Source organism: Pseudomonas sp. 14P_5.3_Bac1 (genome assembly GCF_025466135.1).
Classification (GTDB): domain Bacteria; phylum Pseudomonadota; class Gammaproteobacteria; order Pseudomonadales; family Pseudomonadaceae; genus Aquipseudomonas.
Genome location: NZ_JANLOF010000009.1, coordinates 52,008 through 69,966, shown reverse-complemented (window position 1 = coordinate 69,966; position 17,959 = coordinate 52,008). Strand labels below are relative to the sequence as shown.

The window sequence follows — 17,959 nt, the reverse complement described above, 5'->3', positions numbered from 1 at the left end:
CCCCCCCCCCCCCCGCTCCCACATTTTAATTTGTGGCTGTTATTCCCCAGTGGCTTGGCGCACGCAAGCATCGAACAAACACCGCACTGTGTGGGAGCTGGCTTGCCTGCGATGGCGATGGACCGGCCAGCATAGCCTTCACCGCAAGACCGCTATCGCAGGCAAGCCAGCTCCCACAGTAGATTTGCAGTGGATTTGAGAGGTCGAGTTATTCCAGATTTCTGGCCGAGTTGCTCAGCGCCCGCGAGCACTGCAACAACGCCGGTGCCAGCTGCTTCTCGGCATCTGCCCTACTCCACCGGCTGGTCGGCGCCACCACATGCACTGCCGCCACCGGCCGGCCATTGGCGCCGAGCACCGGCGCGCCGATGGTCATGTCGCCCAGGAACAGTTCCTGGCCGTTCACCGCATAACCCTGTTCCCGCACCTGTTGCAGCGACTCAAGAATCTGGTCGACTTCAGTCAGCGTCTGGCTGGTGTGGGCAATGCGCTGGCTGCTCTCAATCAACACCAACGCCTCATCCGTCGGCAACGCGCTCAAATACGCGCGCCCCGAGGCCGTGCAATACATCGGCACCCGCGAGCCAATCGGCATGTGCACCGGCACGAAGCCCGCGCTGACAAACCGCGCGATGTAGGTCATGTCGTAGCCCGCAGGCTCGGTCAGGCACGAGGTTTCGCCGGTCAAGCGCGTCAACTCAGACAGAAACGGGTTGGCCACCTCAATCAACGAATGCGCATCCAAATAACTGAAACCCAACTCCAGCACCCGCGGTGTGAGTTGGTAATGCCGTGTGCGCGAGTGTTTCCGAAGGTAACCCAGGCTTTCGAGGGTAAACACCATGCGCTGAGCTGAGCTTTTGGTCATGCCGGCGGCCTCGGCCACCTCTGCAAGGCTCATGCTGCGGCGCTGGGCGCTGAATGCCTTGAGCACCGACAGGCCTTTTTCCAGGGATTGGTTGTGCAAGCTGTTGCGTTCTTCAGACATGGCGGACTCACGGTCAGGTCGATCAGGCGTGGCGATATTCTTACCTCAGATCACAAAAATAGACCACCAAATATCGTATATCGATACGAACGATTCATTTTGTCGATTTTACAACCCAACATACGATTTATTTGAATCGAAATGGCACAGAGCTTGCGGTTTCATCAGCAACCGCTTGCGGTACTGACGATCCGTTTTCCTTCTGGAGTAACCCGATGAACAGTCTTTCGCCCTTGTTTCGCCGCCTTGCCTTCGGTCTTTGCGCCGCGCTCTGTGTCAGCGCCGTGCACGCAGAGAGTGCGTCCTCGTACAAAGTCGGTGCAACGGCCAGTGGCTCGCCGTTTACCTTCCTGGATATCAAGAGCAACAGCATTCAAGGCGTAATGGTCGATGTGGCCGAGGCCGTCGGCAAGGCTGGCGGGTTTACCAGCCAGATCGAACAGACCAACTTCGCCGCGCTGATCCCCTCTCTCACCTCCGGCAAGCTCGACTTCATCGCCGCCGGCATGCTCAAGACCGCAGAGCGCACCAAAGTCGTCGACTTCAGCGCTCCGGTGTATGCCTACGGTGAAGGCCTGATCATCAGTGCCGACGACAACACCGCCTACCCCGATCTCACACCACTCAAGGACCAAGTGGTCGGCGTGCAAGCCGGCACGGTGTTCTACGACCAACTCAACAAGCTCGGCATCTTCAAGGAAATCCGCACCTACGACTCCATCGGCGAGATGGTCCGCGACCTGTCCTTGGGCCGCATCAAGGCGGCGGTCGGCGACCAGCCGGTCGTCGCCTACCAGATCCGCCAGAAGCTGTTCAAAGGCGTGAAACTCGCCCCCGACTACACACCCACCAACGTCGGCGAAGTGTGCCTGGTGGTACGCAAAGGCGATGCGCAAACCCTCGATCGCCTGAACACCGCGATCGCCAGCATCAAGGCTGACGGCACTCTCGACGCCATCCTCAAGAAGTGGGGGCTTGATACCCAGGTGCGCCCATGAACCCGGCTGAATTCCTGCAAAACGCCCAGGACTTTTTGCCGATCCTGCTGCAAGGCGCGTGGGTGACGATCCAGATCACCGTGCTGTCGTTCCTGCTCAGCAGCGCGATTGGCTTGGTGTTGGCACTGCTCAAGTTGTCGCCGATACGCGCGTTGTCGTGGGCGGCCAGCGCCGTGATCAACGTGATCCGTGGTCTGCCGATCATCGTGCAACTGTTCTATATCTACTTCGTGCTGCCGGACATGGGCGTGCACCTCACCGCGTTCTACGCGGGCGTGATCGGCATGGGCATCGCCTACTCGGCGTACCAGGCGGAGAACTTTCGCACCGGCATCATTGCCGTCGAACAAGGCCAGCGCGAAGCCGCCGAAGCATTGGGCATGCGCTCGGTGCTGATGATGCGCCGGGTGATCCTGCCGCAAGCCTTCCGTATCGCCTTGCCGCCCTACGGCAACACCCTGGTGATGATGCTCAAGGACTCATCCCTGGTGTCGACCATCACCGTGGCCGAGATGACCCGCCAGGGCCAGTTGATCGCCTCGTCGACCTTCCAGAACATGACCGTCTACACCCTGGTTGCCCTGCTCTACCTGCTGATGAGCCTGCCGCTGGTGTACGGCCTGCGCCGGATGGAACAGCACTTGGGCCGGAGGAAAAAAGCATGATCGCGATACGCCAACTGCAAAAACATTACGGCAGCCACCGCGTGCTGCACGGCGTCGACCTCGATGTAGCCAAGGGCGAAGTAGTGTGCCTGATCGGCCCGTCGGGCTCGGGCAAATCCACCCTGTTGCGCTGCATCAACGCGCTGGAAGCCTACGACGGCGGCGTTATCACGGTGTTTGGCGAAACCGTGCAGCGCGGCAGCAAGAGCGTGCACGCCCTGCGCAGCCGCATGGGCATGGTGTTCCAGCGTTTCAACTTGTTCCCGCACCGCACGGTGCTGGAAAACGTGATGGAAGGCCCGGTGTACGTCAAAGGCGAGCCACTCAAACAAGCCCGCGAAGAAGCCTTGGTGCTGCTGGAAAAAGTCGGCCTGAGTGCCAAGGCCGACGCCTACCCGGAACAGCTCTCTGGTGGCCAGCAACAACGCGTGGCCATCGCCCGCGCCTTGGCGATGAAACCCGACGCCATGCTGTTTGACGAACCCACCTCGGCACTGGACCCGGAGCTGGTCGGCGATGTGCTGGCGGTGATGCGCACCCTGGCAGATGAAGGCATGACCATGATCGTGGTCACCCACGAAATGGGTTTTGCCCGCGAAGTGGCCGACCGCGTGTGCTTTCTGCACGGCGGCTACATCGTCGAAAGCGGTGCGGCCGAGCAAGTACTCGGCGACCCGCAACACCCACGCACCCAGGATTTCCTGCGGCGCGTGCTGCACCCCACCGGCAATACGCGGAGCCTGTCATGAAGTCTTTATGGTCAGCGACTGCACCCTCGGTGCTGCCGACACCGGCGTTGAGTGAGTCGGTGAAGGTCGATGTGGCGATTGTGGGCGCGGGTTACACCGGCCTGTCGACCGCCCTGCACCTGGCCGAGCGCGGCGTCAACGTGTGCGTGCTGGAGGCCAACGAGCCCGGCTGGGGCGCATCGGGGCGCAATGGTGGGCAGGTCAACCCGACGCTCAAATACGACCCCGAACAGTTGATGCAGATGTACGGGCCGGAACGTGCCGAACCGTTGATTTCCACGGTATCGAATTCGGCGGACCTGGTATTCAAGTTGATCGAACGCCATCGCATAGATTGCGCGCCGGTGCGCAAAGGCTGGATGCAGGTGTCGTACACGCAAAAAGGCGTGGCCGGGCTGCACGCTCGAGCCGATCAATGGGCGCGTCGCGGCGTACCGGTGCAGCGCTTGGAAGCACGTGACGTGGCGGCGCGTATGGGCAGCGAGGCCTTTGCCGGCGGCTGGCTGGATGGCCGCGCCGGGGCGATTCAACCGTTGGCGTATGCGCGTGGGCTGGTGGGCGCGGCGTTGGCGGCGGGTGTGCAAATTCATGGCCACAGCGCCGTGACGGGGTTGCAGCGCCAGGGGTCGGGCTGGCAATTGCAGACAGTTTCTGGCGCACAGGTCACGGCCGATCAGGTGGTGCTGGCTACCAATGGCTACAGCGGCAACCTGTGGCCGGGCATGGCACAAAGTATCTTGGCGGCGAACAGCTTTATTGTCGCCACAAAGCCGTTGAGCGGGCGTGCGGCTGACAGCATCTTGCCGGGGCAGGAAACCGTGTCCACCGCGCAAAGGCTGCTGCTGTACTTTCGCAAGGACAGCCATGGGCGCTTGCTGATGGGCGGGCGCGGCCTGTTCAACGACCCCACATCACCCGCCGATTTTGCGCACCTGGAGCGCTCGCTGGCGTTGCTGTTTCCACAATTGGGGCCGCTGGAGTTTGAGTACCGTTGGGCCGGGCGTATCGCAATCACCCGCGACTTCATGCCCCACATTCACCAACCGGCGCCGGGGCTGACGCTGGCATTGGGGTGCAATGGGCGTGGGATCGCGCTGTGTACCAGCCTGGGGCAGCAATTGGCCGGGCGTTTGTGTGACGGCAACGCGGATTTCGCTTACCCGGTGACGCCATTACAGCGTTTGCCGTTGCATGGGTTGCAGCGCTTTTACATTGGAGCGGGTGTGGCTTGGTATAGCTTGTTGGACAGGTTGAACATCAGTTGACGGCCCAGAAAGTCTAGAAAACTGTCAACTCTCACAGGTTACCGAATCCGCAAAATCCGTTAGCTTCGCCAGTCGAGAGTCAATCATCGATTGGCTTACCCACTCGGCATGTGCAAAAGGAATCGTCCATGACGTTCCACGAAACCTCAAACCGCAACCCTTCGCCTCTCAAGCCTAAAGGACGAAACCGCTTGGGCAACACCGCCCGCCTTCCGCGCTGGGCGTTCGCAGTGCTTATCGCGCTCTGCGGCATCGGCGTGCTGCAAGAGTGCATTCGCCGTGTGCAACCGGCGCACGCCTACTGCTGGGCGTCGGCGTGCTCATGCTGCTAGGGATGGGCTGGGTGCGGGGGTGTGTACAGGCTTTTCGCAGGGTTTCAAGACCGCGTTTAGTGCACAGCTCGAAGGTAAAACACACCGACACTTGCCGGGCTTGCGGCTCTCGGAAGTTTCCGACAAGGGTTTCAGGTTGTGGCTCGGATAGGGGCTGACTAACCTCTCGTCGTCGCTGCCAATTCAGCGACCGGATTTGACCGTCCGATTCCAAAAGAACAAATGCGCTAACACCGATATTGGGCGTTTTTTTACGTCTGAGGTATCGTGTCGCGGCAGCTGTGCGCGGGATACCTTCGGGTATGCCGGTTTTGCTCCTTTTGGCCGGTCGGTCAACCCGCGTATAGCTGCCACCCTCTTTCGTTTGACCGCGAATCGTGGCAGTTCCATTTATAAAGGAGCTTCACCATGATTAAAGACAGCCCCAATCCCCCAGGCCTGCAAGACTTCGACACCAGCACCCTGCACGAAGTGGCCTACCGTGCGATCAATCACTACCTCAATCCCGGCAAACCCATCCCCGAACCCAGCGAAGGCCTTTTCACCGTGCGCGCCGACCTGGGCACCGAAACCTTGCTGGTCAACGCATCCCAGGACCTGGCGTCCATCTGTGATATTGCCAACCATATGGCCTTTGAAATCGACGGTTCCCAACGTAATGTCGCGCTGGGCATCTGCCGGATGCTCGAAGGGGTGCAACTGCTGGTGGACAAAGCCCTGAACGTGGCCCACCCGACGGCTTGAGATAGACGAGATAGAGCGCCTGAGCTATCTTCGGGCGCTCTATCGACAGACCCGGAACAGGAAGTTACCGCTTGAGCACCTCGCCCCTACTGCGAAGCCGCACCTTCGCTCTCTTCGCCGGCACCGCCTTTATTGCCGTGGACCAACTCGTCAAACTGCTGGCCCTGGTTTCGCTGCATGCCAACAGTTTCAAAATCGGCTCTAACCCGATCAACCTGGCGCTGGAACTGAGCCTGAACCCCGGCGCCTTTCTCAGCCTGGGCGCTGCGTTGCCGCCGCAGGTCAAACAACTGATCTTTATCGTCGGCGTGGCCATCGTGGTCGCATGGGCGATGGCGTGGTCGCTGACCCACTGGAACCAGCCGCTGCGTAAAGTCTTACCGCTTTATGCGATTGCCCTGGGCGGTATCGCCAACCTGATCGACCGGGTATTTCGCGACGGGCATGTGGTGGATTACATGGTGCTGAACGTGGGGCCGACGCATACCGGCGTGTTCAATATTGCCGATATTGCGATTACGGCCGGGGCGATTTATTTGATGTTGGATTTGTTTATAAAACCGCGCAAGGCTTAAATCGAAACGCGACCACCGAGCCCAAAGTAAAAGCAAAACCGTCGCGCTACTTCTACGTTAATTTATCGATAACGTATTGCTGAAACCAAGCTGGCTGGGTATCCGAGATGATGTCGATATCCTCACCTTCTGTGATTTCAGCAAGCTGAGCGAAGATGGGTTCACCATCTTGTGAGTTGTCAAAGATGTAAGCTCGGTTTGACAGCAATATTGCCTCGGACAGATTTTCCAAAGACCGCTGATAACGAGATCGGATCTTGTCTGCTGGGACATCATGCCCTCCCTGGGATGCTCTGTAAGCGACCCTGGCGACGTTGATATCAGCATCTGCCGTAGCAACGTAGTAAACGTACACGCGGTAACCGGCGGCTTTTGCATGTCGCAGCAGTTCAATTTTGCTGATATCCGACATAACGGTTTCGAAAGTGAAACTCACACGCTCTTCAATCAGCGAAACGCGAATAAAGTCAGCTAGAGCAGAAGCGATATAGGAATCGACTTGCCGCGAAGGAAAGGCGACCTGACCATGTGCCACAACCAGACTATCCAGCTTTGCCAGTGAGTCGGGAAATTTTAAAAGTAGCGTATGACTACGCAAGAATGGGATAGCCCGCCTTGCATAGTCTTCAAGCCCAAAGGCAGCGAACTCAAAGTTGCCCGTCTCGCGAATGCTTAACTCAATTGCGTCAGGGTTGATGTAGTTAACCAGCAAATGCGCCGGAACTTTCGAGTTGAACGTGCTCTTACCACTCCCATTCGGCCCGGCGAACATCCGGACTCGAGGCGTCGTGCTCAAGCCTGAATCTGCGCCTGGGCAGATCGACGATCCAAAAGAGACTTTCTGGTTTTCAAGCGGGTGCCAGCCTTGATTGTCCCGTAGGTTTCGACTGGGCGGATAATCAGCGTCTCGGTATTTGAGACCTTCATCAGTTGGCCAGCACGAACGACGAGTACCGACTCTCCCTTGGAAAGGGCAACCTCATAAGCATCCCGAAATGCCTTGGCGGCAATAGAGGGGATACTCGATTCCTGGGCAAGAACCTGTGCTTCGGTAATCTGTGGCTTAACTTTTTTACGTGACATGCAAGTCTCCGGCTCAGGACAAAGGAGGATCAATGACAATTAGCATAGATCACCTCGGGCGTCGATCGCAGGACTGACTTTACCTCAATATGTATCCCATGTCCCCCCAGCCAACGTTTACGGCGTTCACACCCAAGGTGGAAGCGCTCAAAACACCGACCACCCAATCCGCTCACTCAACAATTCCAACGCCTTCATCCCCGCCAGCGAATTGCCCGCCGCATTCAACTCCGGCGACCACACGCATACGGTGAACTGCCCCGGCACCACCGCGACAATCCCGCCACCTACCCCGCTCTTACCCGGTAAACCCACGCGATAAGCAAAATTGCCCGCCTCGTCATACAGCCCGCTGGTGGCCATGATCGAGTTGACTTGCTTGGTCTGGCGCGCGGTCAGAATCTGCTCGCCGCTGTGGGCGCTCACGCCCTCGTTGGCGAGGAAACTGAAGGCCCTGGCCAAGTCCAGGCAGCTCATTTGCAATGCGCAGTAGTTGAAGTAGCTGTGCAGCACTGCGTCCACGTCGTTGTGGAAGTTGCCGAAGGCTTTCATCAGGTAGGCCATGGCCGCGTTGCGTGCACCGTGCTGCGCTTCGGACTCGGCGACAACGCTGTTGACCAAAATCTGCGGGTTGCCCGACAGGCGCCGCACGAAGTCGCGCATCGACAGGATCGGCACGGCGAAGCGCGATTGGTTGATGTCGCAGATCACCAGTGCGCCGGCGTTGATGAACGGGTTGCGCGGGCGGCCGCGTTCGAATTCCAGCTGCACCATGGAGTTGAACGGTTGCCCCGACGGTTCGTGGCCCAGGCGTTCCCAGATGGTTTCGCCGCCGTGGTCGATGGCCTGCACCAGGCTGAACACCTTGGAAATGCTCTGCACCGAAAACAGCGTGTCGGCGTCACCGGCGCAGTAGGCCGAGCCATCGTTGCCGTACACGGCGATACCGAGTTGATTGGCGGGCACATCGGCCAGTGCGGGGATGTAGTCGGCGACTTTGCCCTGGCCGATCAGTGGACGAACTTCGTCGAGGATCGACTCGAGCAACGCCTGCATGTCTTGTCCGGTCATTGTTTCTTTGAATCAGTGATAAGCGGGGGGCGCAGGATACCTGAAACGCGCCGCTCAGGTGGCGCACTAGAGAACGTGAAGCCCGGCATCGTCGCGCAAATACATCAGCGACTCGTACTGGAACGACAGCAAGAAACAGGCATCACACCTCGCGGCCAGTTGCTCCATCAACGCCCTTACCTCAGCCAATGGATCGGCATCCTCGGGAACTGGCCCTTTGATGCGCAGATAACCTCGGGTGGCCACTGTAAACGCCAGATCGTGCAGACCCTGTGCGCGAATAGCCGGATCCTCCACTTCATAGAAGCCACTCAGGCAAAGGCCCGACTCAAAGCGGGCCTCTAGCGACTGTTCATTCTGGTCCAGCTCAACGCCGCCTATAGCGTTTACCGCATCGGCCAAGTGCGCCATGGACATTCGCTTGTCAGCTTCAAGATGAATATCAAGCCCCATGGGGTGCAGCCTGCAACTTCGCACAGAGGCGCACAGCGTCGCTCTCGTCGGCATTTGCGTCGAGAAAGATCAAATCCTCAGACAGCCCCAAAGCCGATGAAATACCCACCACGAAATCACGCCTTGTTACGCCGGCCAAGGCCTTTATGAATAGCACCAATTGGGTGATTTGAGCCCGGCCTGCATGGTGCAAAGGAAGATTGAGCCCGATAAACCAATCGCTCAGGTCATCAGACGCCATGCCTGGGGCACGCTCGTGTACTTGATTTACCAGCACAGCGGAAAATGGCGCCCAGTCGAGGGTCAATGTGCGAAAGGCGTCGACCAACACGGGCTCAATGGTTTCGTTGTCAGCACCATCGACGTAACAATAAAGCGTCTGCATGTTGTGCATCCCGGGTCTGCGAGTGGCGAGTCTAACGCGACCGCGGCGGATGCGGATCAATCCGGTTGGCCAGCAGGTTTTTCACGTTGTCGAAAATCTGCGTGCTCAGGTCGTTTTCCAACAGGGTGACATAGCGTTTCCATCAGGTGTGCATGGGTCACTTCCGGGTGGGGATCGCTCGCCAATCAAAGTAGTCCAATAGCCCGTACACTGCACCGCTGCGCTTACTCCACGAGGACTTTTGCATGAAATTGATGATTGGCTTGGCCGCCCTGTTGCTGGTATCGGCCTGCTCGACTCACTCGCCCACCGCTGCACCGGCGCAGGACTCTGCCGCATCCACGTGCCTGGCGGGCGGTGGCACGATGAGGCAGGTCGGCAAGTTGCAGAGCTGGAAGTGCATCACGCCGTACAAGGATGCGGGCAAGGCTTGCACGGATTCGAGCCAATGCCAGGGTGAGTGCCAGACCAGTGTGACCACGCAATCGGGCAACGGCCCGGTAGCGGGTACGTGCCAGGTGGACAACAGTCACTTCGGCTGCTCGGCGACGGTGGAGAAAGGCAAGCTGGGCCGGGCAATTTGTGTGGATTGATGGGCGCCGCCGAAACAATGTGGGAGCGGGCTTGCCTGCGATGAGGGCGTGTCAGCTGACATTAATGTTGCTGAGCCACCGCTATCGCAGGCAAGCCCGCTCCCACAGTGTTTTCCGGGTACACGTCGAAAGTGCGCCACATTGGAGACTGGCTCGTTCAGCACCGTTGGCCGAGTCCTGTGCCTGAACCAAAGGGCGCCACCGAAATAATGTGGGAGCGGGCTTGCTCGCGAAGGCGGAGTGTCAGTCACTGCATGTGTAGCTGACCCACCGCATTCGCGAGCAAGCCCGCTCCCACAGTTTTTACCGTGCACACGTCAAAAGTGCGCCACGTCGGATATCTGCTCATCGAGCAGATCCCGCGCCAGCGCCCATGCCTGGTCCCTGGACTCTACTACCAGCAGCGGGTAGCCCCAGGCTTTGCCGAACATTACGGCAAATGGCTTGAGGGCCAGGCGTTGGGCGGCACTGGGTTCTACCTGGATCATGCCTTTGACGAAAGTGCGCAGCGCCTGTTTGTTTTTCTTCATCCAGATCGAGGCTTGCTTGCGCTGCTCGTGGGAGTGCTCGTGGTTGTTTTCGTCTACGGATTTTTCGTGCAGCAGCAAGAACGCCTGCTCTCTGGCCAACAGCCCTTCAAAGACCACAAAGGCATCTTCCGGGCCGCCTTCGTTGGGCGCGTCGAAGACGATTTTCACCACGGGGAACGTTGTACTGTCGAGTCGCATGGCACAGCTCCTGAATGAGAGTAGATCTCACTATAGTGACCACGCCACTGGACGGCATTGCACAGAATAGCCAGACTGTTTCGCAATTCAGCCAAGCTGCGAACTCACCATGAAGCACCATCGCCTCGATCTGCATCATCCCTCGATGTCCAAGGATGCCGACCTGTTCCCGCGTGCGGTGGTGGCCGTGCGTGCCAGCAGCACCAGCGAACGCTGGGAGCACACGCCGCATTCGCATCGCAAGGGCCAACTGATGTACACCCTGCGCGGGGTGATTCACTGTCAGATCGAGGCCGGTATCTGGATCGTGCCGCCCCAATGCGCGCTGTGGATTCCCGGTGGCCTGCCGCACGCCGCGAGGGGTTCAGGTGAGGCCGAGGTGTATTGCCTGTTGATCGACCCCGACGTCAGCGGCGCCCTGCCCGCGCAATGCTGCACCCTGGCCGTGTCGGGCCTGTTGCATGAGTTGATCGGCAAGGCGGTGAGTTTCCCGCAGCTGTATGACGAAGACGGCGCCCAGGGGCGTTTGATCAACACGCTGCTCGATGAACTGGCCCAAGCACCGGTCGAAGCCCTGCATTTGCCCATGCCCCAGGACCTGAGGCTGCGACGCCTGGCGGAAAGTTTGCTGGCCGATCCCGGCGACAAGGCGACCCTCGGCCAATGGGCCGTGCGCATCGGCATGAGCGAACGCAGCATGACGCGCTTGCTGTTGGAGGAGCTGGGCCTGAGTTTCGGGCGCTGGCGCAGGCAGTTGCATGTGATCCTGTCCCTGCAGCGCCTGGCCAAGGGTGAAAGCGTGCAGCGCGTGGCGCTGGACCTTGGCTATGAAAACGCCAGCGGTTTTATCACCATGTTCCGCAAGGCGGTGGGCCAGCCACCGGCCCGTTACCTGGCGGACCGCGCCGGGGCGTCGAGCCCCACGCCGGCAGCCATTTCGATGCACCCAGGAGCCTGATCAGCGCTGCACCGGGACCCGGATATCCCCGCTGCGGCACTGAGTCTTCACGCTTGCGGGGCAACCGGCAAAGCGCAGTTCCTTGGTCAGGCACACGCGCACTTCGGACAACACCTTGCCCTTGCAGATCACGGCCATGCCATGGTCGCCCATGGCCGGGTTGCTATGGCGAAACAGCTGTTCGATGTCGCGCGCTTCCAGGTAATTGGGCACATTGAACGGCTGCAATTGCTGCGGAATCTGCACTGTCGCCAGCGCCGCATCCGTCGCGTCCAGATAGCGCGACGCATCCAGTCCGCTGCACGTGCCGTGCTTGGACCATTCGTGTTTAAGCAGCGTGCGCGTGGGGAATATCAAAGCGCCCTTGGCCAGTTCCTGCGCCGACAATCGCGATTGCGGGTCACACGACGCGGGCCACCCGCCTTTCGCGTATTGCGGCCATAGCCCATGCAAGACAAACCCATAGCCCTTGCCGGAGCATTGTTGGTTGTCCGGGTGCGTGAGGCAAAACGTCGGCGACCACGACAGTGACAGCAGGTAAAAATCAAAATCTCCCGCGGGCCGCTGCTCGCGTGGCGCCGCTTGCACCATCAGGCTGGCCAGCACCAGCCACAGCGCTATCCAGGCTGTCTTGTAGTTCATCCATCTGTTCCTTGAAAAAATAAGCGCCACGCACCGCAGGACAGTTACTCGGGGCGGTTGGGATTGCGCTGCAGTACCTTGTCCAGAACCCGATCGGTCTTCAGCGCCTCGATCGCGAGCGAAGGATGCTCGGCCTCGCCACGAATGTGCGCGTTCATCGCCAGCACATGGTGCCACTGGATATGCGCATGGCAAGGCACTTCGAGCACTTCGTCGACTTCACCTTCAAGGCGCAATGGCTGGTCTTCGAACACGGCAAAGGTGATGCGGCCCCGGCTGCCGATCAGCTCGACACGGTCTTCGCGGCGGTCCGCGACAAAGTTCCAGCAGCCCATGCCCAGCGCGCCGGAACCGAAGGTCCAGCAGGCCGTCACGGCATCTTCGGCGGCATATTCCCCGGCTTGTCGGGCGGTAAACCCGGTGACTTCGACGATATCGCCGGCCAGAAACTGAAACAGGTCAAACCCGTGGCTGGCGAGGTCAGCAAAGTAGCCGCCACCGGCAACAGCCGGGTCGGTACGCCAATTGGTGGCGCTGGCGTCCGCGGCGGACGGTGGTTTGCTCAAGGTCCAGATCACTTGGCGCAATTCACCGATGCGCCCGTCCCGCAGCCAGTCACGCACCTGCTGAAAGCGCGGGAGCGAGCGGCGGTAGTACGAAACAAACAAGTGCAACCCGGCGCGTTCGAAGGTGCGCTGCATCAACGCGCTTTGCTCGGCGTTGAGGGCCATGGGTTTCTCGACACAGCAATGTTTGCCGGCCGCCGCCACCATCAGGCTGTATTCGAGGTGGCTGTCGGGCGGTGTAGCGATGTACACCGCGTCCACTTCAGGGTCGTCGATCAGGGCCTGGGCGTCGGTATAGAAGCGCGCAATGCCGTGGCGTGCCGCATAATCGCGCACCGCCTCCTCGCGACGCCCCATCACGGCCACCAGCGCAGAACCTGGCGCTTTGTAGAAAGCGGGTCCACTCTTCAATTCAGTGACACTGCCACAACCGATCATGCCCCAACGTACGGTAGTCATCTGTTCTCCTCGTCGGTTTTCATCAATCGGTCAGTATCCACATCCCCACCCGTGCGCGCCATAAGCACTTAGCATGACAATTGCATTACACTTTTGTGACATTCATCCCGCTGCGGGGCACACACGATGAAAATAAGGGCCACGGTCATTTGCGAACACGAGGGGCATATCCTCTTCGTGCGCAAGGCCAGATCGAAATGGGCATTGCCCGGCGGCAAGGTCGAGCGTGATGAGCGCCCGGTCGGCGCGGCCGAACGCGAGTTGGAGGAAGAAACCGGGCTGAACGTGGACGGCTTGCTGTATCTGCAGGAATTGAAGGCCCGCGACACCGTGCACCACGTGTTCGAAGCCTCGGTGGTGAATATTGCCGACGCGCGGCCCTGCAACGAGATTGTCGATTGTCGCTGGCACGCCTATGGCGCCCTGGACGAACTGGACACCACCGACGCCACCCGCCACATCGTCAAATCCTTCCTACGCCGCTTGTAATTCCGCGCTCTGCCCGCTGTCCGGCACACCTCACTTCACCACGCCATTCGCTTTCTGCCGTTCGACAAAGGATTTGACGAACGCGGCAGCGGCTGCATGCGCCACCAGAACCGCGCGAGAACCGCCAAACCGCGCAGATTGGAAAGATGGGCCTGTTAGCCTGGGAGCCTTGCGCGGTCAAAAATGTGGGAGCGGGCTTGCTCGCGAAGGCGGTGTGTCAGTCAATGGATTCGTACCTGATCCACCGCCTTCGCGGGCAAGCCCGCTCCCACATTGGGTTTACCTACAATCAGGTAGATCGCAACACGCCGCCGCACGGCGAAGAAGCGCTTTTGTGGTAACCACTCGCGCACAGCAGGAAAACCCAAAGGCTTGTTTCTTTTCAGCAGCCGGCATATGCAACTCTCGAGGGTGGTCGTGAGTGCATAACAGCTCAAGAGCGCGGTTTATTCCCCGCTACTTGGGGAAGTTTCTCGCGGCTTTTGGCTTGCCCGCGCTGGTATAACGCTTCGACCAGTTTCTGCCGTTCATCCTGGGGCAGATTGCTCGCGAACTGCGCCAGGGTGGTGTCCACCAAGGCCCGCAGCGCTGCGTCGGCCTCACGCGCCTTGGCCAGCTCCGTCACCAGTACTTCGCGATCGAGGGTCGGTGCTTCCAGCTGTTTGATCACGCCCAGCCGCGCTTCGCGACCGGCCATGATCAGCGGTTGGCTGTCGGCACGGTTCTGGCGCAGTAACTGGCGCAATTCCTTGCGCCGCTCTGCCGGCAATTTGATCATCGCCTGGCGCAAACCGTGCTGGTTGACCACCGCCTCAGCGGGCTGGGGTGTGGCCATCCAGTGGTAGAGGCCGCCACCCACGCCGCCGATCAAAAACACGTTGAGCAGCACCGAGACAAGCAACCACGGTTTAAGGGATTTTGGGGTCATTGCTCAGTTTCCTCGGCGTTGACGGTGAAGACGACGTCGGCATCGCCCTGATCGAAGACGCTGGGCAGCACTTCGGATGACAGCATCGGCAGCGGCACGCTCAGCGACGCCACCAGCACCCCGGCGGCGATGCCGGCAATGCCCACGCCCACCAGGCCGGCGGGCGACAGCCAGTTGGCGTAACGCGACCAGAACGACGCCCGTCGCGGCGCAGACTCACGGATCTGGCGTGCCAGCGCCGGGTCGGCGAATGCCAACTGATGGCTGTCCAACTGCCCATCCAGCCAGCTGGCCTCACGCAATGCCTCGCGGGCGTGGACATTGCCGCTGTCGAGCAGCGCCTGGGCGGGCGCCTGTTCAACCAGAGGCCAGCGGTGCAGGCTGGCCCCGTAGGCGTCAGCCAGGTGCGCAAATCGTTCAGGTGTCATGATTTTCCCCTTCCTGGGCGGGCAAGCCCGGGTGTGTCGGCAAGTTGACTGCGCAACTGGCGTCGGGCCCGCGACAGCAGGCTCTCCAGTGCCTCGACGCTGATGTTCATCAGGGCCGCGGCGTCGATATTCGACAGCTCCTGGTAGTACTGCAACACAATGGCTTCGCGCTGACGCTCGGGCAAGGTCGCCAAGGCGGCGGCCATCCTTGCGCTGCGATCGGCCGTTTCCAACTGCTCATCCGGGGACGGCGCGCTGTCAGCCAGCTCGAGCACCTCGTCTTCGTTCAACGGGCGCTCCTTGCGCCGACGCAAACGGTCGTGGCACAGGTTGAGTGCCACGCGGTGCAGCCAAGTGTCGAAACGCGCTTCGCCAGGCCGCCAGTTGGCCGCCTGACGCCAGATGCGCAGGAAACTTTCCTGGGCCACGTCCTTGGCCTCGTCGGCATCCCCGAGGATCCGACTGGCGAGCGCGAGCAAACGCGGAAGCTTGCGCGTCACCATTTCGTTGACGGCGGCGGGCTCGTTGTTGCTGATACGCGCCAGTAGCTCAACGTCCGGATCAGTGTCTTTCAATCGGGTGGTTCTCAATGCACTGGCTAAGGTTCAGGGTTCAGCGGATCCAATGGCCTTCGCGCCAGTACCAGTTCGGGCCACGGGATTCCCAGTGCCCGGGTTCCCAACGGGCGTTGCGCACCACGTGCTGCCAGTGGCCCGGCACCCAGGCATATGCGCCGTGCGTCCATTGCCAGTGGCCACGGTCCCAGACAAAGCCTGGGCGTTCGGCGGGAATCACCTCAACGCGCTCCGCCGGTGGCGCCTGGCGGATGATCACTTCGGTTTGGGCAAAGGTGGGGGTGCTGACAAGCGCGGCAAACGCCAGCGGGACCAGCAAGGCATAGCGCAATTTGGCCAGTGGATTCATGGCAACTCCTTCATACGGCGAACGAAAATGTTTGCTGCTGATGGGTTGAACGGCGGGGTAGGAAAAATCCGTCGCGAGAAATACGATATTTTTCTCGACGGTGGTTAAGGCGAGTATTACTCAGGGGTTGGTGGCGCTTGATGAAATGTTTGAAAGCATGACGACGGATTTGTGCAGGTGGCGGCGTTCAAGGTGTAACGCAATGCACACCATGAGGAAATAACCATGTCTCGTCGCCTGACCATGCTTGTCGCCGCCCTGCTGATCGCCAGCCTCAGCGGCTGTGTGATCCTGCCGGAACACCGGCATTGCTGCTGGCGCTACTACGGCGCTGTGTCCACGCCAAGCAGCACCGTCAATAGCTAACCGACTGCCGCAAAGCCACGACGCCCGGCTTTGAGCTCGGTGCGCAGTTCGCCAATCAGGTTTGCGATGGAACGGACGCTGTCCAGACCTGGGGCGACACCCGGGTCAGCAACAGGTCGACACGCCCGGACGCCGGTTCAAATACGCTGATGCGCAGCGAGCCGTCGCTGTTGAGGCTGCATTCACACACAAGCGGCAGGAAGCCCGAGGCCATGATGCGGTTGAGTTCGGTGATCGACATCATGACAAGCCCCCGTCCTTGGGTTCTACCCTGTAGGTGCATTGCATCCAGCATAGATATGCTTTTGCCGAGCACTGAACAATTAATTCAAAAGTGATACCTGCGCCGCATTTTGCCCTGTGGACGCTGGCGCCCTGGCGCCAAAAACCCAGCATGCGACCTCTCGTCCGCTGCGTTGGCAAGCGCTTGACTCTGTACGGCGTTCACAAGACGCTCTTGGCTCTTTGCCATCATCCAGAGCTGCCCGCCATGAGCATCGATCCCCCAAAATTGCCCGACAGTGATGTGTACAAAACGCTGCTGGAATCGACCAAGGCCATTCCCTGGCGCATCGATTGGCAGACCATGACGTTCAGTTACATCGGCCCGCAGATCGAAGCACTGCTGGGCTGGACCCCGCAAAGCTGGGTCAGCGTGGACGACTGGGTCGAGCGCATGCACCCGGACGACCGTGAATACGTGGTGAACTTCTGCGTATCGCAATCGCGCGCCGGCGTTGACCACGAGGCCGATTACCGCGCGCTGACGGCAAGCGGTGACTACGTGTGGATTCGCGATGTGGTGCATGTGGTGCGCAACGGCGATGAGGTTGAAGCGTTGATCGGCTTCATGTTCGATATCAGCGAGCGCAAGAAGACCGAAGAACACTTGATTCGCCTGCAAAAACAACTGGAGGAATATTCCTTCCAGGACGGCCTCACCGGCATTGCCAACCGCCGCATGTTCGACACCGTGCTGGAACGCGAATGGGCCAGTGCACAGCGCAGCCAGTTGCCGCTGTCGTTGATCATCCTCGATATCGATTTTTTCAAGCAGTACAACGACCACTACGGCCACATCAAAGGCGACGAAGCCTTGCGCCAGGTAGCGCGCACCTTGTCGCTGGCGGCTAATCGGCCACGGGATTTCATTGCACGGATCGGCGGCGAGGAGTTTGTGTGGCTGCTGCCGGAGACTGACGCGGCGTCGGCCAGGCAAGTGGCGCGGCGCTGCCTGCACCTGATCTGCCAACAACAGATCGAACATGGCTTTTCAGCGGTTTCCAAGCTGCTGACCCTGAGCCTGGGCGTTGGTACGCACCTGGTGACGCCCAACAGCAACCTGCTCGGGTTTGTCGAGTCAGTCGATAAGTTGCTGTACAAGGCCAAACATAACGGGCGTATGCGGGCAGAGTTTGCCGACGGTGAAGTTTGACGCCGACGTCAAATTGCGGGCAAAAAAAATCCCAAGTAGCTGATGGAAACTTGGGATTTAAAATTGCATAAACCGTGGGAGGTGAACGCCCGGCTATAGTAGCGATTGTAAAAACCTGTAACAAGAGAATTTTAA

At 59.8% G+C, this 17,959-nt stretch carries 24 protein-coding genes and 1 pseudogene; 11 read left to right on the top strand and 14 right to left on the bottom strand.

Features of this window, described 5'->3' with window-relative positions:
- Positions 1-208: 208 nt before the first annotated feature.
- The gene (locus tag NTD89_RS02500) at positions 209-988 is read right to left on the bottom strand and encodes an IclR family transcriptional regulator (RefSeq protein ID WP_145164526.1); all 780 of its coding nucleotides are present in this window, start codon (positions 986-988) and stop codon (positions 209-211) included.
- Between the two features lie 215 nt (positions 989-1,203).
- On the opposite strand from NTD89_RS02500, the gene NTD89_RS02495 reads away from it, so the two are divergent.
- The 6 genes from NTD89_RS02495 (at position 1,204) to NTD89_RS02470 (ending at position 6,316) form a co-directional block, all read left to right on the top strand.
- The gene (locus NTD89_RS02495; RefSeq protein ID WP_145164528.1) at positions 1,204-1,986 is read left to right on the top strand and encodes an ABC transporter substrate-binding protein; all 783 of its coding nucleotides are present in this window, start codon (positions 1,204-1,206) and stop codon (positions 1,984-1,986) included.
- The gene (locus NTD89_RS02490) at positions 1,983-2,651 is read left to right on the top strand and encodes an amino acid ABC transporter permease (RefSeq protein WP_262206351.1); all 669 of its coding nucleotides are present in this window, start codon (positions 1,983-1,985) and stop codon (positions 2,649-2,651) included. The genes NTD89_RS02495 and NTD89_RS02490 overlap by 4 nt, the downstream gene beginning before the upstream one ends.
- A complete protein-coding gene (locus NTD89_RS02485; RefSeq protein ID WP_242197411.1) occupies positions 2,648-3,400 on the top strand; it encodes an amino acid ABC transporter ATP-binding protein in 753 nt (250 codons plus the stop codon). Before NTD89_RS02490 ends, NTD89_RS02485 begins: the two co-directional genes overlap by 4 nt.
- Complete coding sequence (locus NTD89_RS02480) at positions 3,397-4,665, top strand: NAD(P)/FAD-dependent oxidoreductase (protein WP_262206350.1); 1,269 nt, start codon at positions 3,397-3,399, stop codon at positions 4,663-4,665. Before NTD89_RS02485 ends, NTD89_RS02480 begins: the two co-directional genes overlap by 4 nt.
- A gap of 740 nt (positions 4,666-5,405) precedes the next feature.
- A complete protein-coding gene (locus NTD89_RS02475) occupies positions 5,406-5,741 on the top strand; it encodes a DUF6124 family protein (protein WP_262206349.1) in 336 nt (111 codons plus the stop codon).
- 71 nt (positions 5,742-5,812) lie between these two features.
- Positions 5,813-6,316 (top strand): signal peptidase II, encoded by a 504-nt coding sequence (locus NTD89_RS02470; RefSeq protein WP_262206348.1) that lies wholly within the window; start codon positions 5,813-5,815, stop codon positions 6,314-6,316.
- 52 nt (positions 6,317-6,368) lie between these two features.
- Here the strand turns inward: NTD89_RS02470 and NTD89_RS02465 are convergent, their stop codons facing one another.
- From NTD89_RS02465 to NTD89_RS02445, 5 genes are all read right to left on the bottom strand, one after another.
- Positions 6,369-7,088, bottom strand: coding sequence for a zeta toxin family protein (locus tag NTD89_RS02465; RefSeq protein WP_262206347.1), 720 nt, complete (start codon positions 7,086-7,088; stop codon positions 6,369-6,371).
- Between the two features lie 20 nt (positions 7,089-7,108).
- On the bottom strand, positions 7,109-7,399 hold the full coding sequence (locus tag NTD89_RS02460) for a hypothetical protein (protein ID WP_262206346.1): 291 nt from the start codon (positions 7,397-7,399) through the stop codon (positions 7,109-7,111).
- Between the two features lie 147 nt (positions 7,400-7,546).
- Positions 7,547-8,455, bottom strand: coding sequence for a glutaminase B (glsB, locus tag NTD89_RS02455; protein ID WP_242197920.1), 909 nt, complete (start codon positions 8,453-8,455; stop codon positions 7,547-7,549).
- 81 nt (positions 8,456-8,536) lie between these two features.
- Positions 8,537-8,923 carry a hypothetical protein gene (locus NTD89_RS02450; protein WP_262206345.1) on the bottom strand — a complete coding sequence of 129 codons (387 nt, stop codon included), beginning with the start codon at positions 8,921-8,923 and terminating at the stop codon, positions 8,537-8,539.
- A complete protein-coding gene (locus tag NTD89_RS02445; RefSeq protein WP_262206344.1) occupies positions 8,913-9,308 on the bottom strand; it encodes a hypothetical protein in 396 nt (131 codons plus the stop codon). Before NTD89_RS02445 ends, NTD89_RS02450 begins: the two co-directional genes overlap by 11 nt.
- 245 nt (positions 9,309-9,553) lie before the next feature.
- On the opposite strand from NTD89_RS02445, the gene NTD89_RS02440 reads away from it, so the two are divergent.
- On the top strand, positions 9,554-9,901 hold the full coding sequence (locus NTD89_RS02440; RefSeq protein WP_145164548.1) for a hypothetical protein: 348 nt from the start codon (positions 9,554-9,556) through the stop codon (positions 9,899-9,901).
- A gap of 317 nt (positions 9,902-10,218) precedes the next feature.
- On the opposite strand, the gene NTD89_RS02435 is transcribed toward NTD89_RS02440, so the two are convergent.
- Complete coding sequence (locus NTD89_RS02435; RefSeq protein ID WP_262206343.1) at positions 10,219-10,629, bottom strand: hypothetical protein; 411 nt, start codon at positions 10,627-10,629, stop codon at positions 10,219-10,221.
- 109 nt (positions 10,630-10,738) lie between these two features.
- On the opposite strand from NTD89_RS02435, the gene NTD89_RS02430 reads away from it, so the two are divergent.
- On the top strand, positions 10,739-11,587 hold the full coding sequence (locus tag NTD89_RS02430) for an AraC family transcriptional regulator (RefSeq protein ID WP_262206341.1): 849 nt from the start codon (positions 10,739-10,741) through the stop codon (positions 11,585-11,587).
- Here the strand turns inward: NTD89_RS02430 and NTD89_RS02425 are convergent, their stop codons facing one another.
- Positions 11,588-12,229: a ribonuclease T2 gene (locus NTD89_RS02425; protein ID WP_262206340.1), complete on the bottom strand. Its 642-nt coding sequence runs from the start codon at positions 12,227-12,229 to the stop codon at positions 11,588-11,590.
- 44 nt (positions 12,230-12,273) lie between these two features.
- Positions 12,274-13,254 (bottom strand): Gfo/Idh/MocA family protein, encoded by a 981-nt coding sequence (locus NTD89_RS02420; RefSeq protein ID WP_242197435.1) that lies wholly within the window; start codon positions 13,252-13,254, stop codon positions 12,274-12,276.
- Between the two features lie 126 nt (positions 13,255-13,380).
- On the opposite strand from NTD89_RS02420, the gene NTD89_RS02415 reads away from it, so the two are divergent.
- Positions 13,381-13,743: an NUDIX hydrolase gene (locus tag NTD89_RS02415; protein WP_145164559.1), complete on the top strand. Its 363-nt coding sequence runs from the start codon at positions 13,381-13,383 to the stop codon at positions 13,741-13,743.
- 433 nt (positions 13,744-14,176) lie between these two features.
- Here the strand turns inward: NTD89_RS02415 and NTD89_RS02410 are convergent, their stop codons facing one another.
- The 4 genes from NTD89_RS02410 to NTD89_RS02395 are packed head-to-tail and all read right to left on the bottom strand — an operon-like array spanning position 14,177 to position 16,023.
- Positions 14,177-14,671, bottom strand: a complete 495-nt coding sequence (locus NTD89_RS02410) for a periplasmic heavy metal sensor (RefSeq protein WP_145164561.1) — start codon at positions 14,669-14,671, stop codon at positions 14,177-14,179.
- Positions 14,668-15,099 (bottom strand): hypothetical protein, encoded by a 432-nt coding sequence (locus tag NTD89_RS02405; RefSeq protein ID WP_262206338.1) that lies wholly within the window; start codon positions 15,097-15,099, stop codon positions 14,668-14,670. Before NTD89_RS02405 ends, NTD89_RS02410 begins: the two co-directional genes overlap by 4 nt.
- Positions 15,096-15,674 (bottom strand): RNA polymerase sigma factor, encoded by a 579-nt coding sequence (locus tag NTD89_RS02400; protein ID WP_262206336.1) that lies wholly within the window; start codon positions 15,672-15,674, stop codon positions 15,096-15,098. Before NTD89_RS02400 ends, NTD89_RS02405 begins: the two co-directional genes overlap by 4 nt.
- A gap of 37 nt (positions 15,675-15,711) precedes the next feature.
- On the bottom strand, positions 15,712-16,023 hold the full coding sequence (locus NTD89_RS02395; protein WP_242197447.1) for a YXWGXW repeat-containing protein: 312 nt from the start codon (positions 16,021-16,023) through the stop codon (positions 15,712-15,714).
- 225 nt (positions 16,024-16,248) lie between these two features.
- Between NTD89_RS02395 and NTD89_RS02390 the strand changes: the two genes are divergently transcribed.
- On the top strand, positions 16,249-16,389 hold the full coding sequence (locus tag NTD89_RS02390; protein ID WP_178119734.1) for a hypothetical protein: 141 nt from the start codon (positions 16,249-16,251) through the stop codon (positions 16,387-16,389).
- On the opposite strand, the pseudogene NTD89_RS02385 reads toward NTD89_RS02390, so the two are convergent.
- Positions 16,386-16,633: pseudogene (locus NTD89_RS02385) on the bottom strand (DUF1652 domain-containing protein). The gene NTD89_RS02390 and the pseudogene NTD89_RS02385 sit on opposite strands and share 4 nt — an antisense overlap.
- Before the next feature lie 246 nt (positions 16,634-16,879).
- On the opposite strand from NTD89_RS02385, the gene NTD89_RS02380 reads away from it, so the two are divergent.
- A complete protein-coding gene (locus tag NTD89_RS02380; RefSeq protein WP_145164571.1) occupies positions 16,880-17,824 on the top strand; it encodes a GGDEF domain-containing protein in 945 nt (314 codons plus the stop codon).
- Positions 17,825-17,959: the final 135 nt, after the last annotated feature.

Coding starts and splice junctions, on each gene's coding strand:
- NTD89_RS02450 (WP_262206345.1), bottom strand. CDS start 8,923: ATGGGGCTTGATATTCATCTTGAAGCTGACAAGCGAATGTCCATGGCG.
- NTD89_RS02480 (WP_262206350.1), top strand. CDS start 3,397: ATGAAGTCTTTATGGTCAGCGACTGCACCCTCGGTGCTGCCGACACCG.
- NTD89_RS02390 (WP_178119734.1), top strand. CDS start 16,249: ATGTCTCGTCGCCTGACCATGCTTGTCGCCGCCCTGCTGATCGCCAGC.
- NTD89_RS02465 (WP_262206347.1), bottom strand. CDS start 7,088: ATGTTCGCCGGGCCGAATGGGAGTGGTAAGAGCACGTTCAACTCGAAA.
- NTD89_RS02475 (WP_262206349.1), top strand. CDS start 5,406: ATGATTAAAGACAGCCCCAATCCCCCAGGCCTGCAAGACTTCGACACC.
- NTD89_RS02410 (WP_145164561.1), bottom strand. CDS start 14,671: ATGACCCCAAAATCCCTTAAACCGTGGTTGCTTGTCTCGGTGCTGCTC.
- glsB (WP_242197920.1), bottom strand. CDS start 8,455: ATGCAGGCGTTGCTCGAGTCGATCCTCGACGAAGTTCGTCCACTGATC.
- NTD89_RS02435 (WP_262206343.1), bottom strand. CDS start 10,629: ATGCGACTCGACAGTACAACGTTCCCCGTGGTGAAAATCGTCTTCGAC.
- NTD89_RS02415 (WP_145164559.1), top strand. CDS start 13,381: ATGAAAATAAGGGCCACGGTCATTTGCGAACACGAGGGGCATATCCTC.
- NTD89_RS02430 (WP_262206341.1), top strand. CDS start 10,739: ATGAAGCACCATCGCCTCGATCTGCATCATCCCTCGATGTCCAAGGAT.
- NTD89_RS02460 (WP_262206346.1), bottom strand. CDS start 7,399: ATGTCACGTAAAAAAGTTAAGCCACAGATTACCGAAGCACAGGTTCTT.
- NTD89_RS02395 (WP_242197447.1), bottom strand. CDS start 16,023: ATGAATCCACTGGCCAAATTGCGCTATGCCTTGCTGGTCCCGCTGGCG.
- NTD89_RS02500 (WP_145164526.1), bottom strand. CDS start 988: ATGTCTGAAGAACGCAACAGCTTGCACAACCAATCCCTGGAAAAAGGC.
- NTD89_RS02485 (WP_242197411.1), top strand. CDS start 2,648: ATGATCGCGATACGCCAACTGCAAAAACATTACGGCAGCCACCGCGTG.
- NTD89_RS02425 (WP_262206340.1), bottom strand. CDS start 12,229: ATGAACTACAAGACAGCCTGGATAGCGCTGTGGCTGGTGCTGGCCAGC.
- NTD89_RS02490 (WP_262206351.1), top strand. CDS start 1,983: ATGAACCCGGCTGAATTCCTGCAAAACGCCCAGGACTTTTTGCCGATC.
- NTD89_RS02380 (WP_145164571.1), top strand. CDS start 16,880: ATGAGCATCGATCCCCCAAAATTGCCCGACAGTGATGTGTACAAAACG.
- NTD89_RS02445 (WP_262206344.1), bottom strand. CDS start 9,308: ATGCAGACGCTTTATTGTTACGTCGATGGTGCTGACAACGAAACCATT.
- NTD89_RS02495 (WP_145164528.1), top strand. CDS start 1,204: ATGAACAGTCTTTCGCCCTTGTTTCGCCGCCTTGCCTTCGGTCTTTGC.
- NTD89_RS02405 (WP_262206338.1), bottom strand. CDS start 15,099: ATGACACCTGAACGATTTGCGCACCTGGCTGACGCCTACGGGGCCAGC.
- NTD89_RS02440 (WP_145164548.1), top strand. CDS start 9,554: ATGAAATTGATGATTGGCTTGGCCGCCCTGTTGCTGGTATCGGCCTGC.
- NTD89_RS02420 (WP_242197435.1), bottom strand. CDS start 13,254: ATGACTACCGTACGTTGGGGCATGATCGGTTGTGGCAGTGTCACTGAA.